Source organism: Methylobacterium litchii, assembly GCF_038442315.1.
Classification (GTDB): domain Bacteria; phylum Pseudomonadota; class Alphaproteobacteria; order Rhizobiales; family Beijerinckiaceae; genus Methylobacterium; species Methylobacterium litchii.
The window spans coordinates 21,998-35,703 of record NZ_JBBXMY010000006.1 but is presented as its reverse complement, the minus strand read 5'-3'; the positions used below and the strand labels follow the sequence as shown (position 1 = coordinate 35,703).

15 protein-coding genes and 1 tRNA gene are annotated in these 13,706 nt (G+C 67.6%); 13 read left to right on the top strand and 3 right to left on the bottom strand.

Going from position 1 to position 13,706, the window contains the following annotated elements; genetic code table 11:
* Positions 1-2 precede the first annotated feature (2 nt).
* The 13 genes from AAHF99_RS12880 to AAHF99_RS12820 all read left to right on the top strand — a co-directional run bounded on the left by AAHF99_RS12880 (position 3) and on the right by AAHF99_RS12820 (position 12,239).
* Positions 3-785 carry an FCD domain-containing protein gene (locus tag AAHF99_RS12880; RefSeq protein WP_243953918.1) on the top strand — a complete coding sequence of 261 codons (783 nt, stop codon included), beginning with the start codon at positions 3-5 and terminating at the stop codon, positions 783-785.
* 138 nt (positions 786-923) lie between these two features.
* Positions 924-1,985: an ABC transporter ATP-binding protein gene (locus AAHF99_RS12875; RefSeq protein ID WP_342164752.1), complete on the top strand. Its 1,062-nt coding sequence runs from the start codon at positions 924-926 to the stop codon at positions 1,983-1,985.
* Positions 1,986-2,008: 23 nt separating this feature from the next.
* Positions 2,009-3,319 (top strand): ABC transporter substrate-binding protein, encoded by a 1,311-nt coding sequence (locus AAHF99_RS12870; RefSeq protein ID WP_342164751.1) that lies wholly within the window; start codon positions 2,009-2,011, stop codon positions 3,317-3,319.
* A gap of 24 nt (positions 3,320-3,343) precedes the next feature.
* Positions 3,344-4,300 (top strand): carbohydrate ABC transporter permease, encoded by a 957-nt coding sequence (locus AAHF99_RS12865; protein ID WP_243953912.1) that lies wholly within the window; start codon positions 3,344-3,346, stop codon positions 4,298-4,300.
* Between the two features lie 47 nt (positions 4,301-4,347).
* The gene (locus AAHF99_RS12860; protein ID WP_342165002.1) at positions 4,348-5,235 is read left to right on the top strand and encodes a carbohydrate ABC transporter permease; all 888 of its coding nucleotides are present in this window, start codon (positions 4,348-4,350) and stop codon (positions 5,233-5,235) included.
* A 99-nt stretch (positions 5,236-5,334) separates the two neighbouring features.
* Positions 5,335-5,577: a hypothetical protein gene (locus AAHF99_RS12855; RefSeq protein ID WP_342164750.1), complete on the top strand. Its 243-nt coding sequence runs from the start codon at positions 5,335-5,337 to the stop codon at positions 5,575-5,577.
* Positions 5,578-5,654: 77 nt separating this feature from the next.
* Positions 5,655-6,995, top strand: coding sequence for a sn-glycerol-3-phosphate ABC transporter substrate-binding protein UgpB (gene ugpB / locus AAHF99_RS12850; RefSeq protein ID WP_342164748.1), 1,341 nt, complete (start codon positions 5,655-5,657; stop codon positions 6,993-6,995).
* A 27-nt stretch (positions 6,996-7,022) separates the two neighbouring features.
* Positions 7,023-7,904 carry an ABC transporter permease subunit gene (locus tag AAHF99_RS12845; RefSeq protein WP_342164746.1) on the top strand — a complete coding sequence of 294 codons (882 nt, stop codon included), beginning with the start codon at positions 7,023-7,025 and terminating at the stop codon, positions 7,902-7,904.
* Positions 7,904-8,737, top strand: coding sequence for a sn-glycerol-3-phosphate ABC transporter permease UgpE (gene ugpE, locus AAHF99_RS12840; protein WP_342164745.1), 834 nt, complete (start codon positions 7,904-7,906; stop codon positions 8,735-8,737). Before AAHF99_RS12845 ends, ugpE begins: the two co-directional genes overlap by 1 nt.
* Positions 8,737-9,813, top strand: coding sequence for an ABC transporter ATP-binding protein (locus tag AAHF99_RS12835; RefSeq protein WP_342164744.1), 1,077 nt, complete (start codon positions 8,737-8,739; stop codon positions 9,811-9,813). Before ugpE ends, AAHF99_RS12835 begins: the two co-directional genes overlap by 1 nt.
* A gap of 145 nt (positions 9,814-9,958) precedes the next feature.
* The gene (locus AAHF99_RS12830; RefSeq protein WP_342164743.1) at positions 9,959-11,107 is read left to right on the top strand and encodes an acyl-CoA dehydrogenase family protein; all 1,149 of its coding nucleotides are present in this window, start codon (positions 9,959-9,961) and stop codon (positions 11,105-11,107) included.
* Positions 11,104-11,703 carry a class I SAM-dependent DNA methyltransferase gene (locus tag AAHF99_RS12825; protein WP_342164741.1) on the top strand — a complete coding sequence of 200 codons (600 nt, stop codon included), beginning with the start codon at positions 11,104-11,106 and terminating at the stop codon, positions 11,701-11,703. Before AAHF99_RS12830 ends, AAHF99_RS12825 begins: the two co-directional genes overlap by 4 nt.
* Complete coding sequence (locus AAHF99_RS12820) at positions 11,700-12,239, top strand: cytochrome b (RefSeq protein WP_342164740.1); 540 nt, start codon at positions 11,700-11,702, stop codon at positions 12,237-12,239. The genes AAHF99_RS12825 and AAHF99_RS12820 overlap by 4 nt, the downstream gene beginning before the upstream one ends.
* A 74-nt stretch (positions 12,240-12,313) precedes the next feature.
* On the opposite strand, the gene AAHF99_RS12815 is transcribed toward AAHF99_RS12820, so the two are convergent.
* The 3 genes from AAHF99_RS12815 to AAHF99_RS12805 form a co-directional block, all read right to left on the bottom strand.
* A tRNA-Gly gene (locus AAHF99_RS12815) sits at positions 12,314-12,388 on the bottom strand.
* Positions 12,389-12,445: 57 nt separating this feature from the next.
* The gene (locus AAHF99_RS12810; RefSeq protein ID WP_243952323.1) at positions 12,446-12,637 is read right to left on the bottom strand and encodes a hypothetical protein; all 192 of its coding nucleotides are present in this window, start codon (positions 12,635-12,637) and stop codon (positions 12,446-12,448) included.
* A gap of 172 nt (positions 12,638-12,809) precedes the next feature.
* Positions 12,810-13,676: a formyltransferase family protein gene (locus tag AAHF99_RS12805; RefSeq protein ID WP_342164739.1), complete on the bottom strand. Its 867-nt coding sequence runs from the start codon at positions 13,674-13,676 to the stop codon at positions 12,810-12,812.
* Between the last annotated feature and the right edge of the window lie 30 nt (positions 13,677-13,706).

Genomic DNA, 13,706 nt, shown 5'->3' with positions numbered 1-13,706 from the left:
GCATGGAGCAGGATCCCATCAAGGGCGAGAGCGTGGCCGAAAGCACGGCCCGCCACCTGAAGGACCTCATCGCCGAGGGGACGCTGAGCCCCGGCGATCTGCTGCTTCCCGAGCGCGACCTCGCCCTGCAGCTCCACGTCTCGCGGCCGACCCTGCGGCAGGGAATCAAGATGCTGGAGAAGGACGGGCTCATCGTCTCGACCCCCGCCGGCCGCTCGGTGGCGCCGCTCGGCCGCGAGATCACCGACCCGCTGATCGCGCTGATCGCCTCCCACGCGGAGGTCGTGGACGATTACCTGGAGTTCCGGGCAACAACGGAGCGGATGGCCGCCCGACTCGCCGCCGCACGGGCGAGCGCGGTGGACCGGGACCGCCTCGCGACATGCATGGAGCGCATCGACCGCGCGCACGAGCAGGGGAACGACCGGGAGGAGGCCGAGGCCGATGTCGCCCTGCACATCGCGGTCTACGAGGCGAGCCACAACCTCGTCGTGCTGCACACGATGCGCGCCCTATCCGGGATGCTGCGCCAGGGCGTGATCGAGAATCGCGAGACGCTGTTCGCCCGCCCGGAGACGCGCGACCGGCTCTATGCCCAGCACCGGGAGATCACCGCCTGCGTGCTGGCCGGCGATGTCGAGAAGGCAGGCGAGGCCGCCGAGGCGCATATCCACTACACCCACAGCGCGCTCAACGAGATCAAGGCGGCGGAAGCACGACTTCAGGTTTCCCTGCGTCGTCTGAACCACGGCGGACTCACCGCAAAGCACAAAAACGAGAAATAACCTTCGCTGCGTTGCACTCGGTGACAGGGCGTAGGCAAATCGCGCGAATAACACAGACAAGAGCTTGCTTTCCCCGGGCACCTCCTTTGTACTGGCCCGACAGAGCCGCCGTCAGAGCGGCCTTGCACGGGAGGAAGCATGGCCTCGGTGGGAATCCGCGAGGTTCGCAAGGCTTTCGGTTCGACGAATGTCTTGCACGGTGTCTCCGTGGACATTCGGGATGGCGAATTCGTCATCCTCGTCGGCCCGTCCGGCTGCGGAAAGTCGACTCTTCTGCGCATGATCGCCGGGCTGGAGAACATCTCCGGCGGCGAAATCCGAATCGGTGAGCGGGTCGTGAACGATGTGCCGCCGAAGGAGCGGGACATCGCGATGGTGTTCCAGAACTACGCGCTCTACCCTCACCTCACGGTGCGCGAGAACATGGCCTTCTCGATGCGCATCCGGAAGGCGGCGGCGTCGGAGATCGATCAGCGCGTCGCCAGGGCCGCGCAGATCCTGGGGCTCGCGCCCCTCCTCGACCGCTACCCGCGCCAATTGTCCGGCGGGCAGCGCCAGCGCGTCGCCATGGGCCGGGCCATCGTGCGCGACCCGCAGGTCTTCCTATTCGATGAGCCGCTGTCGAACCTCGACGCGAAGCTGCGCGTCGCCATGCGCACCGAGATCAAGGAGCTTCATCAGCGGCTGAAGACGACGACGATCTACGTCACCCACGACCAGATCGAGGCCATGACCATGGCCGACCGGATCGTGGTGATGCACGACGGGATCGTGGAGCAGATCGGGCCGCCGCTCGACCTCTACGACCGGCCCGACAACCTGTTCGTCGCGGGCTTCATCGGCTCGCCGGCCATGAACTTCATCCCCGGCCAAGTCCGGTCGAACGGCCATCTCACCTTCGTCGCCGAGGGCGGGCTGACGATCCCGCTGAAGGACGCGCCCTCGGGAAGCGAGGGACGGCCGCTGATCCTCGGCATCCGGCCGGAGCATTTCGACCTCGCCCCCGATGGTCTTGCCGCCGAGGTGGTGGTGGTGGAGCCCACCGGCTCCGAGACCATGCTGGCCGTGCGGGCCGGCGGGCAGGACATGACCTGCGTGCTGCGTGAGCGCGTAAGCGAGCGGCCGGGCGAGATCGTCTCGCTCGGCCCGAACCGCGTGCACTTCTTCGACGCCGGGACCGGCCGTCGCCTGCCGAGCTGATCAGCCCCGAGGGAGACCCCAAGATGACTGCTCTCGACCGCCGTTCCCTCCTCGCCGGCGCCGCCGCGACCGGCCTCGCCGCCGGAAGCGACCTGCTCGGCTTCGCCAAAGCCTGGGCGCAGACCTCGGAATGGAAGCCCGAGCCGGGGGCGAGCCTGTCGCTGCTGCGGTGGAAGCGCTTCGTCCCGGCCGAGGACGAGGCCTTCATGAAGCTGGTGGAGGCCTTCACCAAGGCGACGGGGGTGAAGGTCACCGTCACCAACGAATCCTTCGACGACATCCAGCCCAAGGCGTCGGTCGCCGCGAACACCGGCCAGGGGCCGGACCTCGTGTGGGGGCTGTTTTCATTCCCTGCCCTGTTCCCCGACAAGTGCCTGCCGCTGGAGGATGTCGCGGAGTCGCTCGCCAAGAAGTACGGCCCGTTCTTCCCCTCGGCGGAAGCCTACGGCAAGGTGAAGGGCAAGTGGATCGCCATCCCCGTCGCGTTCAACGGCGGCTATCCGAACTATCGCATCTCGGCGATGAAGAAGGCCGGCTTCGACAAGTTCCCCACCGACACGGCGGGCTTCCTCGAACTGTGCCGGGGCCTGAAGAAGAACAACACCCCCGCCGGCTTCGCCCTGGGCCACGCGACGGGCGACGGCAACACATGGTGCCATTGGGCGCTGTGGTCGCACGGCGCCAACCTCGTGGACGCCAACGAGAAGATCGTCATCAATTCGCCGGAGACGGCGAAGGCCCTCGAATACGTCAAGAACCTGTACGAGACCTTCGTGCCGGGCACGGTGTCGTGGAACGATTCCTCGAACAACAAGGCGTTCCTGGCGGGCGACCTCTACCTCACCAACAACGGCATCTCGATCTACGCCGCCGCCAAGAAGGACAACCCGAAGCTCGCCGAGGACATGGACCACGCGGTCTGGCCGATTGGCCCCGCCGGCAAGCCTACCGAGTTCCAGCTCGCCTTCCCGATCCTGGCCTTCAAATATTCGAAGGCGCCGAACGCCTGTAAGGCCTTCATCAGTTACATGATGGAGGCCAGCAATTACGGGCCGTGGCTGGAGGCGGCGCAGGGCTACCTCTGCGAGCCGCTGTCGAACTACCCCAAGAACCCGATCTGGACGAACGACCCGAAGAACGCGGTCTTCGCCGAGGCCGGGCGGCGCTCCCTGGCGGCGGGCGGCCTCGCCCCGGTGAGCGAGCGCATCGCGGCGGTGCTGGCGGATTTCGTCGTCGTCGACATGTTCGCGAGCCACTGCACCGGCCGCGAGGACGTGAAGACCGCTATCAAGAACGCCGAGCGCGCGGCCCAGCGCATCTTCCGCAACACCTGACGCCCAAGGGCCGGAGGCGAGACCATGGCGCACACCGCCCTGACACGGCCCGCCCCGGTCGCGGTCCCGACCCGCTCGGCCTGGACCCGCCTTCGGGCGAGCCGGGGCTGGGCGGGCTTCTGGTTCATGCTGCCGACCGCGCTGATCCTCGGCCTGTTCCTGGCCTATCCGCTTTTGAAGGGCATCTGGCTGTCCTTCACCAACACGCGGATCGGCCGCGAGGGCGTGTTCATCGGTCTCGAGAACTACGAATGGCTCTGGGACGACGACGTGTTCTGGCTGTCGGTGTTCAACACCTGCCTCTACACCGCCGTCGCCTCGGTGGTGAAGTTCGGCGTCGGGCTGTACCTCGCCCTGCTGCTCAACAAGAACATGCCGTTCAAGTCGATCATCCGGTCGATCGTGCTGATTCCGTTCGTGGTGCCGACCGTGCTCTCGGCCATCGCCTTCTGGTGGATCTTCGACAGCCAGTTCTCGATCATCTCGTGGTCGCTCCGGCATCTCGGGATCATCGACGGCAACATCGACTTCCTCGGCGATCCCAACACGGCCCGCGCCTGCGTGATCTTCGCCAACATCTGGCGCGGCGTGCCCTTCATCGCGATCACGCTGCTTGCCGGATTGCAGACCGTCTCGCCCTCGCTCTACGAGGCCGCGACCCTCGACGGCGCCTCGAACTGGCAGATCTTCTCGCGGATCACCCTGCCGCTGCTCACCCCGATCATCGCCGTGGTGATGACCTTCTCGGTGCTGTTCACCTTCACCGACTTCCAGTTGATCTGGGCGATGACGCGCGGCGGGCCGGTGAACGCCACGCACCTGATGGCCACCCTCTCCTACCAGCGCGGCATCCTCTCGGGGACGCTCGGCGAGGGCGCGGCCATCGCCACCGCCATGGTGCCGTTCCTGCTCGCCGCCATCGGCATCTCGTGGTTCGGCCTTCAGCGCAGGGCCTGGCAGTCCGGGGAAACCGACCGATGAGCGCGCCCGCACCGCCCGCCCATGCCGACCCGCGCCTCAACCCCGTCATGGAGGCAAGGCCGGCGGGGATCACCGACAATTCGGAGGGCATGGCCTATCTCGACCGCCTGCCCCGGCGGCTCGTGACCACCTACCTGCCTCTCCTCGTGATCCTCGCGGTGCTGCTGTTCCCGTTCTACTGGATGGCGCTCACCGCCATCAAACCGGACGAGCAGCTCATCGATATGGAGCGGTTCAACCCGTTCTGGGTGGTGGACCCGACCTTCAAGCACATCCACAAGCTGCTGTTCGAGACGCAATATCCCCGCTGGCTCTGGAACACGATGTACGTGTCGGTGCTGGCGACGGTGCTCTCGCTCTTCGCCAGCGTGCTCGCGGCCTATGCCTGCGTCCGCGTGCGCTTCCGGGGCGCGGGCTGGGTCGGCGCGGCGATCTTCCTCGCCTACCTCGTGCCGCCCTCGATCCTGTTCATTCCGCTCGCCACGATCATCCAGGCCTACGGGCTGTTCGATTCCCCCATCGCCCTGATCCTCGCCTATCCGACGATCCTGATCCCGTTCTCGACGTGGCTGCTGATGGGCTACTTCAAGACCATCCCCTACGAGTTGGAGGAATGCGCCCTCATGGACGGCGCGAGCCGTTGGCAGATCCTCACCAAGATCATCCTGCCGCTGGCCTTCCCCGGTCTGATCTCGGCGGGCATCTTCTCCCTCACGCTGTGCTGGAACGAGTTCATCTACGCCCTGACCTTCCTGTCCTCGACGCAGAACAAGACGGTGCCCATCGCCGTCGTGAGCGAGTTCGTGGACGGCGACGTCTACAAGTGGGGCTCGCTGATGGCCGGCGCGCTGCTCGGCTCGCTGCCGCTGGTGATCCTCTACTCGTTCTTCGTGGAATATTACGTGTCCGCGCTGACCGGCGCCGTGAAGGAATAGCCCCGCCGCGTTCCTGTACGGACACTGCATAGCGGCTTCAGAATGGGTTCAACGCCCTGGCCCGAGACTGTCCTCATCGTGAAATGAAAGGGCAGTCCCATGAAGGCACGTCTCGTCGGTCTCGTCGCCGCCACGCTCCTGCTGGTCCCCGGCGCCGCCTCCGCGCAATGGTATGACCACGGCCCGCGTCACCATCACGGCCACCACGGCTGGGGCCATCACCGCCCCCACCACGATCATGGGTATGGGTACGGCTACGGTCCCCGCCGGCACCACCACCACGGCCACCACCGTCCCCATCATTGGGGACATCATCACCACCATCATCACCACGGCTACTGATACGCCGCTTTATTCCGTCATCGCGCCCGTGCATGGTGCCTCCCGGCGCGGGCGCGCCCAAGCTTGGGAGGCATTGAATGGATCGTCGCGTCCTGCTGACGGGCGTCGGCTCCGTGGCCGCATGGACCGCGTTGCGACCCGGCCCTGCCGCCGCGGGCGACAAGACGACCATCGTGCTGTGGCACGCCATGTCGGGCGCCAACGGCGAGGAGGTCGAACGCCTGGCGCGCGACTTCAACGCCAGCCAATCGGACGTGACACTGGAAGCGGTGTTCAAGGGTACCTACCCGGAGACCCTGACGGCGGCCATCGCCGCCTACCGCGCCGGCAAGGCGCCGCACATCGTCCAGATTTTCGAGGTCGGCACGGGGACGATGCTGCAGGCGGGACCGGCCATCAAGCCGGCCTGGAAGCTCGCGGAGGAGACCGGGCTCGCCCTCGATCCGAAGGCCTACATCCCCGGCGTGCGGGGCTATTACAGCCTGCCGGACGGCAAGCTCGCCTCGATGCCGTTCAACTCCTCGACGGCGGTGATGTGGTACAACCGCGACGCCTTCGAGAAAGCCGGACTCGACCCGGACAAGCCGCCGGCCACCTACGACGACTTCGCCAAGGCCGCCCGCACGCTTGCGTCGAAGGCGGCGACGCCCATCGCCAGCACTTCCGCCTGGATGACGTGGATCCAGTTCGAGGAATACGCCGCGATCCAGAACCTGCCCTACGCCACCGAGGGCAACGGCTATGACGGGCTCGGCGCGCAACTCCTCATCAACACGAAGCCCTTCGTCGATCAGCTCCAGCGCTTCATGGACCTGTCGAAGGACGGTGCGTTCAAATATGCCGGCCGCGATACGGCGCCGGATGCCGTGTTCTATTCCGGGCAGGCGGCCATCGGCTTCGGCTCGTCCTCCGGCCGCGCCGACATCGTGAAGAACGCAAAGTTCCGCTACGCCGAGGCCTTCCTGCCCACCGAGCCGGCGCTGAACCCGAAGCCCAACAACTCGATCATCGGCGGCGCGAGCCTCTGGGCCATGACTGCGCCCAAGCGCACCGAGGCCGAGTACAAGGCGGTTGCCGCCTTCTACGGCTTCATCTCGAAGCCCGAGCAGGTCGCCCTCTACGCGCAGCACACCGGCTACGTGCCCGTGACCAGCGCCGGCTACGAGGCGACGAAGCAGGCTGGCTATTTCGAGAAGAACCCCGGCACCGACGTGCCCGCGCAGCAGCTTGGGCGGGGTGAGCTTACCCCCAACTCGCGGGGGCTGCGGCTCGGCCGCCTGCCGGAGATCCGGGTGATCCTCTACGAGGAGATCGAGAAGGCGCTCCAGGGCCAGCAGGGTGCGCAGGCCGCCATGGACAGCGCCGTCGCACGGGGCAACCGCGTGCTGCGCGAGTTCCAGAAATCCGCCCGGGGCTGACGCGGCGGATCGGGACGCTCTCCACCCATGGAACGACGTACGCTGTTTCCCGGCAAGCTCCTGCCGGCGCTGCTGATCCTGCCTCAGCTCGTGCTGACGCTGGTCTTCTTCCTGTGGCCGGCGGTCCAGGCCATCAAATCGAGCCTGGAGCGTGAGGATGCCTTCGGCACCAGCACGGAATTCGTCGGGCTCGAAAACTTCGCCGACCTGTTCGGTGATCCCCTCTACGTCGCGGCCATCGGGCGGACGGCGTTGTTCTGCGGCTGCGTCACCCTCCTCTCGATGGGGGTGGCGCTGGGGCTCGCCGTCCTCGCCGATACCGAGATCCGGGGGCGGGCTTTCTACCGCACAATGCTGATCTGGCCCTACGCCGTGGCGCCGGCGATGGCGGCGGTGCTGTGGGTGCTGATGTTCCACCCGCAGATCGGCCTCGTTGGGGCGTGGCTGAACCGGATCGGCATCGACTGGGACTACAAGCTCGACGGCACACAGGCGATGGCGCTGGTCATCCTGGCCGCCGCGTGGAAGCAGATCAGCTACAACTTCATCTTCTTCCTGGCCGGGCTCCAGGCTATCCCGAAGACGATCATCGAGGCGGCGCGGATCGACGGCGCCCGAGGCATCCGCCGCTTCCGCACCATCGTGCTGCCGCTGCTGATGCCGACCGTGTACTTCCTGCTTGTGGTCGATCTCGTCTACGCCGCCTTCGACACCTTCGCGACGGTCTACGCGGTGAATGCCGGCGGGCCGGGGCAATCGACTCAGACGCTGGTGCTCAAGGTCTATCTCGACGGCATCGTCAACGCGAATGTCGGCTCGTCCTCCGCGCAATCGGTGGTGCTGATGGTCGGCGTCATCGTGCTCTGCGCCCTGCAATTCCGCTTCCTCGGGCGGAAGGCCGTGACCTGATGCGCCGCTCCGCCCTCCACCTCATTCCCCACGCCGTCCTGATCCTGGCGATCCTGCTCTTCGCCCTGCCGATCTGGATCGCCATCGCCGGTTCGACGCAGGACTCCGCCGCCATCGCGCGAGGGGAAGTCTCCCTCGTGCCGAACCTCGACGGACTCGGCGTCTACCGCGACGTGCTGCTCGACGGTTCGGCCGGGGCCGGGCCGGTGTGGCGGGCGCTGCTCGTCTCGGCCGGGATGGCGCTCGCCATCGCCTTCGGCAAGATCGCCCTGTCCCTGCCCTCGGCCTACGCCGTGACGTTCTTCCGCTTCCCCTTCCGGATGACGGCCTTCTGGCTGATCTTCCTCACCCTGATGCTGCCGGTGGAGGTGAGGCTGATCCCGACCTTCCAGGTCATGTCGTCCCTCGACCTCATCAACAGCTTCACCGGCCTGACGATTCCGCTCATCGCCTCCGCGACGGCGACGCTGCTGTTCCGGCAGACCTTTCTCGCCATCCCCGACGAACTGGTTGAGGCGGCGCGGATGGACGGGGCCGGGCCGCTCCGCTTCCTGAGGGACATCGTGATCCCGGTCTCGGGCGCGAACATCGCGGCCTTGTTCGTGATCCTGTTCATCTACGGCTGGAACCAGTACCTGTGGCCGCTCCTCGTCGCGACGGACCCGAAGCTCGACACGGTGGTGATCGGCATCGTCAAGATGATCGGCGTCGACACGGCGACCGAGTGGAACAAAGTCATGGCGACCGCGGTGCTGGCGCTGATCCCGCCCGTGGCGGTGGTGCTCCTGATGCAGCGCTGGTTCGTGAAGGGCCTCACCGAGGGGGACAAGTGATGGCGGGCCTGACGCTCGACGGCCTGCGCAAGAGTTTCGGCGCCAACGAGATCCTGAAGGGGGTCGATCTCACGCTCGCCGATGGCGAGATGCTGGCGATCGTCGGCGCCTCCGGCTGCGGGAAATCCACCCTGCTGCGCCTCGTGGCGGGGCTTGAGACGCCGACCGGCGGCCGCATCCTGATCGACGGGCGCGACGTCACGCAGCTCGATCCCTCCGCCCGCGACATCGCGATGGTGTTCCAGAACTACGCGCTCTACCCGCACATGAGCGTGTACGAGAACATGGCCTACGGGCTGAAGATCCGTGGCCTGCGCAAGGCCGAGATCCGCGCCAAGGTCGATGCCGCCTCGTCGCTCCTCGGCCTCGAAGCGCTCCTTGATCGGAAGCCGCGCCAACTCTCCGGCGGCCAGCGCCAGCGCGTCGCCATGGGCCGCGCCATCGTCCGCGACCCGAAGCTGTTCCTCTTCGACGAGCCGCTGTCGAACCTCGACGCGAAGCTGCGCGTGCAGATGCGCGGCGAGATCCGCCGCCTGCAACGCCGGCTGAAGGTGACGAGCCTCTACGTCACCCACGATCAGGTCGAGGCGATGACGCTCGGCGACCGCCTGCTGGTGATGCACCAGGGCGTGCCGGTGCAACTGGCGACGCCGACCGAGATCTTCGAGCGCCCGGCCGACACCTACGTCGCCGGCTTCATCGGCTCGCCCGCGATGAACCTCCTGCCCGGCCTCATGCGCTGGAACGGCAGCGCCATCGCGGTCGAGGACACCGAGTTCGCGCTCGGGCCGCAGCACTACGAGCTGCCGGATGGCCACCCGGTATTCCTCGGCATCCGCCCGGAGCATGTCGCCCTCGCCTCCGATGGCATGGCGTGGCCGGTCGAGGTGGTGGAACTGCTCGGATCGGAAATGCTGGTCCACGCCACCCGGCCCGGTGGGGCGACGCTGACCCTCCGCACACCGAACGCGCCCACGGGCGGCCCGGCGATGGGCAAGACGATCCGCGTGACCTTTCCGGCCGACAGGACCCACGTCTTCGACCGGGCCTCGGGCCGGCGGATCGAGCCTGCGTAGGCCGCTGCGTCCTCCCCAGCTTTCGGTTCGGGGCATGCGCCGCGATGGCGCATAACGTTTCCGTGAAAGATTTCGCCTCGGTATGGTTGTCGTCACAAGGCCGCATGTCGCGGACGTTGCCGCTGCGGACCGGGGTGAGAGACGGATGGACCAGAGAACACCGCTCGACCTCGCCTACGATGCGGTCGCGGCCGCACGTCTCGTCGCCTCGACCGCGCCGTTCCGGGCCGCCGCGCAGGATCGCGACGACGGCTTCCCCAGCGAGGACGTCGCCGACCTCGCCCGCCTCGGCCTCCTGGCCGCCCCCATCCCCGCCGAAGCCGGCGGCACCGGCCTTGGCGACGAGCCGGGAGCCTGCGCCCTCGCGGAGGTCTTGCGCCTCGTCGGATACGGCAGCCTCGCCCTCGGGCGGCTCTACGAGGGCCACGTCAACGCCCTGCAACTCGTCGCCACGCACGGCGATGCCGCCCAGCGCGCCCGGCTCTTCGCCGACGCCCGTGCGGGCCACCTCTTCGGCGTCTGGAACACCGAGCCACCGGATAACGGCCTCGTCCTGAGGGAGGCCGAGGGCGGCCTGCAACTTGGCGGCGTGAAGACCTTCGCCTCCGGTGCGGGATACGTCACCCGCGCCCTCGTCACCGCGCGGCGGGACGGCGTGCCGGGCACGCTCATGCTGGTGATGCCGCTCGACCACGGCACCCGCGCCGACCTTTCCGCGTGGCAATCGCAGGGGATGCGCGCCTCGGCCACCGGCACCCTCGACTTCGCCGGCCTGCCGGTGCGCGACGAGGACATCCTCGGCGAGCCCGACTCCTATTCCCGACAGCCGGCCTTCTCCGGCGGGGCGTGGCGCTTCGCGGCCGTGCAACTCGGCGGCATCGAGGCGGTGTTCGATGCGTGGCGGGCCCACCTCACCCGCACCGGCCGTGGCGGCGACCCGCACCAGCTCGCGCGGCTCGGCGAGGGGGCTCTTGCCCTCGAAGGCGCCCGCAACTGGGTGAAGCGCGGCGCCGAGACCGTCTCTGACGCCATCCTACCGCCCGAGCGGATCGTCGCCACGATCAACCTCGTCCGCCTCGCCGTCGAGCGCGCGGGGCTCGACGTGCTGCAACTGGCGCAGCGCTCGGTCGGCTTGCAGGGCTTCCTGCGCGGTCATCCGCTGGAGCGCCTGTCACGCGATCTCGCGACCTACCTGCGCCAGCCCGCTCCCGATGGCGCCCTGGTCGGCGCGGCTGCGGAGATCCTGAAGGCCGACGGCCTCGTCGGCGACCTGTGGGACGGGGACGTCACGTGAGCCGCTTCACGTCCTCGCTGCCGCCGAGCTACTTCGACGGCCAGTATGCCGGCAGCGCCGACCCCTGGCAGCTGGCCACCAGCGACTACGAGCGCGAGAAATACGCGGCCACCCTCGCCGCCCTGCCCGCCCCGCGCTTCGCCTCCGCCGTCGAGGTCGGATGTTCGATCGGCGTGCTGACGCGGGCTTTGGCGGAGCGCTGCGATGCCGTCCTCGGCCTCGACGTGGTGGACAAGGCGCTGGAGCAGGCGCGGGACCGCAACAAGGATCTGGCCCATGTGCGCTTCGCCCGCGCCCAGGTGCCCGGGGAATGGCCGGAGGGGACGTTCGACCTGATCGTCCTGTCCGAGGTGGTCTATTTCCTCGACCCCATCGACGTGGAGCGTCTGGTCGAGCGCGTGAAGGGCAGTTTGCGGCCGGGCGGCACCATCGTCCTGGTGCATTGGACGGGGGTGACGCATTATCCGCTGAGCGGCGACGAGGCCGCCGAACTGTTCATGGCGACCGGTCATCCGTTCCTCCGCGCGATCCACCATGGCGCGACGGAGGCTTACCGGCTCGATGTGCTCGTGAACGAACCGGGGGACCGCGCATGACGACGGCCGGCTGGCGCGACACCCCACAGCGCTACGGCCGCGTCAGCCGCGCCTTCCATTGGCTCATGGCGGCGCTCTTCGCGTGGCAATTCGCCGGGGCGCTGCTCTACGTCACCATCGGCGACACAGCCGTCACGCGATTCATCGGCGGAAGCCATTTCACCCTCGGCTTCACGCTCTTCGTGCTGGTCCTGTTTCGCGGGATCTGGGGGCTCGCGAACATCAAGCGCCGCCCGATCCACGACGGCCGCCTTGGGCGGGCCGCGGTACTCGGGCATGGGCTGATCTACGCGCTGATGGTCGTCATTCCGAGCCTGGCGCTGCTGCGCCAATACGGCTCGGGCAAGCCGTTCACCCCCTACGGTCTTCCGCTGATGCCGGGGCGGGACGACAAGATCGCGTGGATGATGATCCCCGCCGACCTTTTCCACTACTGGTTGGGCTTCACGCTGATGATCGTCGTCCTCGGCCACGCGGCGATGGCGATGGTGCACAGGCTGCGCTGGAAGGACGACACGCTGGCTCGGATGACGTGATGCTTGCTCAGGCCGCGCAAATCGAGGCCAGAAAACGTCCGACCCGGCCGTGCCAGCCGCAGCTTGGGGAGAGGTGGAGCGGGCGATCGGGATCGAACCGACGACATTCAGCTTGGGAAGCTGACGTTCTACCACTGAACTACGCCCGCGCGGTTATGGGAATTAGGCCCTCGGCCGGGGCCTGTCCAGCCTAAAATGAGGCGGCCTCATTCCACCGGCAGCAGCGTCGTCACCAGCGTCGCGACGAGGCTCGCGGCGAGGACGCGCAACAGCGCGTAGCCGGGATGGTCGGGCGAGATCACCAGCCACTCGAAGAGGCCGGCGCCCACGATGATCGCCATCCCAAAGACGATGATCGCCTCGGCCGCGACGGATTGCTCGTCGGGCTTTTGCGTCATGGCGAGCGCTCCCCCCAGCGGTACACCCAAGAGGAGCGAACCACAGCGCGTGACATCACGAACTAAACTAGCCCAGACCGGCCGAGCAACTTGCCTGATCCTCTAAAACAGCCCGGGAGGAAACGGAAGCCGGCTTCGCGTGTCCGATGACGCGGGAAAATACGGCGCTCGTTTAGCGGCCGATCTGCGCCGCCTCCACCTGCGAGGCGGGAGACCAGCGCAGGATCTGGATGTAGCCGTTGCGCGCTGCCACCACGAGATGCCGGCGATGGCGATGGACGACGGTTCCTGGGATGTGGCCGTGCGCCTCCACCCAGCCGTCGGCCTGGGCGATGAAGACCCGCATGTCGCCGATTCGGGCGATGGTCTCGACGGTGCCGAAGGCGCGCACCCGCCGGAGGATCGCCTCGACCTCCTGGCGGAAGTCGAGGGTCCGGTCGGCATCCGTCGCCCGCGCCCAATAGGAGCCGTCGCCCTGCGGCTCGGCGCGTTTCCACCGGTTCGGCAGATCGCGCGCGAGGGGACCGGTGGCGAGGCGACGGGCCGCCATCTGGCACTTCGCCAGAAGGGTCTCGTGCGATTCGCCCGCGCCGATCGCGAAGATCTCCTGGGCGAGGATATCGCCGGTGTCGAAGCCGTTCTCGGCCAGGACATGGGCTGTCACGCCCCAGGTCTCGTACCCGTCGAGGACCGCGCGGAACAGCGGATAGGGGCCGCGCCCGGTGGGGAGCGGCGACGGGTGAAGGTTGAGGGCGAAGTTCACCTTACCGCGCCAGCCGCGCACCAACCAAGGGTAGCCGGCCACCACCAGCGCCCAATCCCGCCCGTGCGCGGCATGCAGCGCGTCGAGGTCGGCCTGCTGGATCTTCGACAGCTGGATCGGGATCCGCGCAGCGCGAGCGCGGGCCACAACCACCTCGTTATGGTCGTAGATGCCGTCGCAGGGGCGGGTGAACAGCTTCAGCGGCGTCCAGTTGGCCTCGATCAGGGCCTCGAACACGCCACCGAGGAAATCGATGCCCGCAAAGGCGAACTTCATGGAAAGCCTGCGACGTCGTGGTGCCGGGAA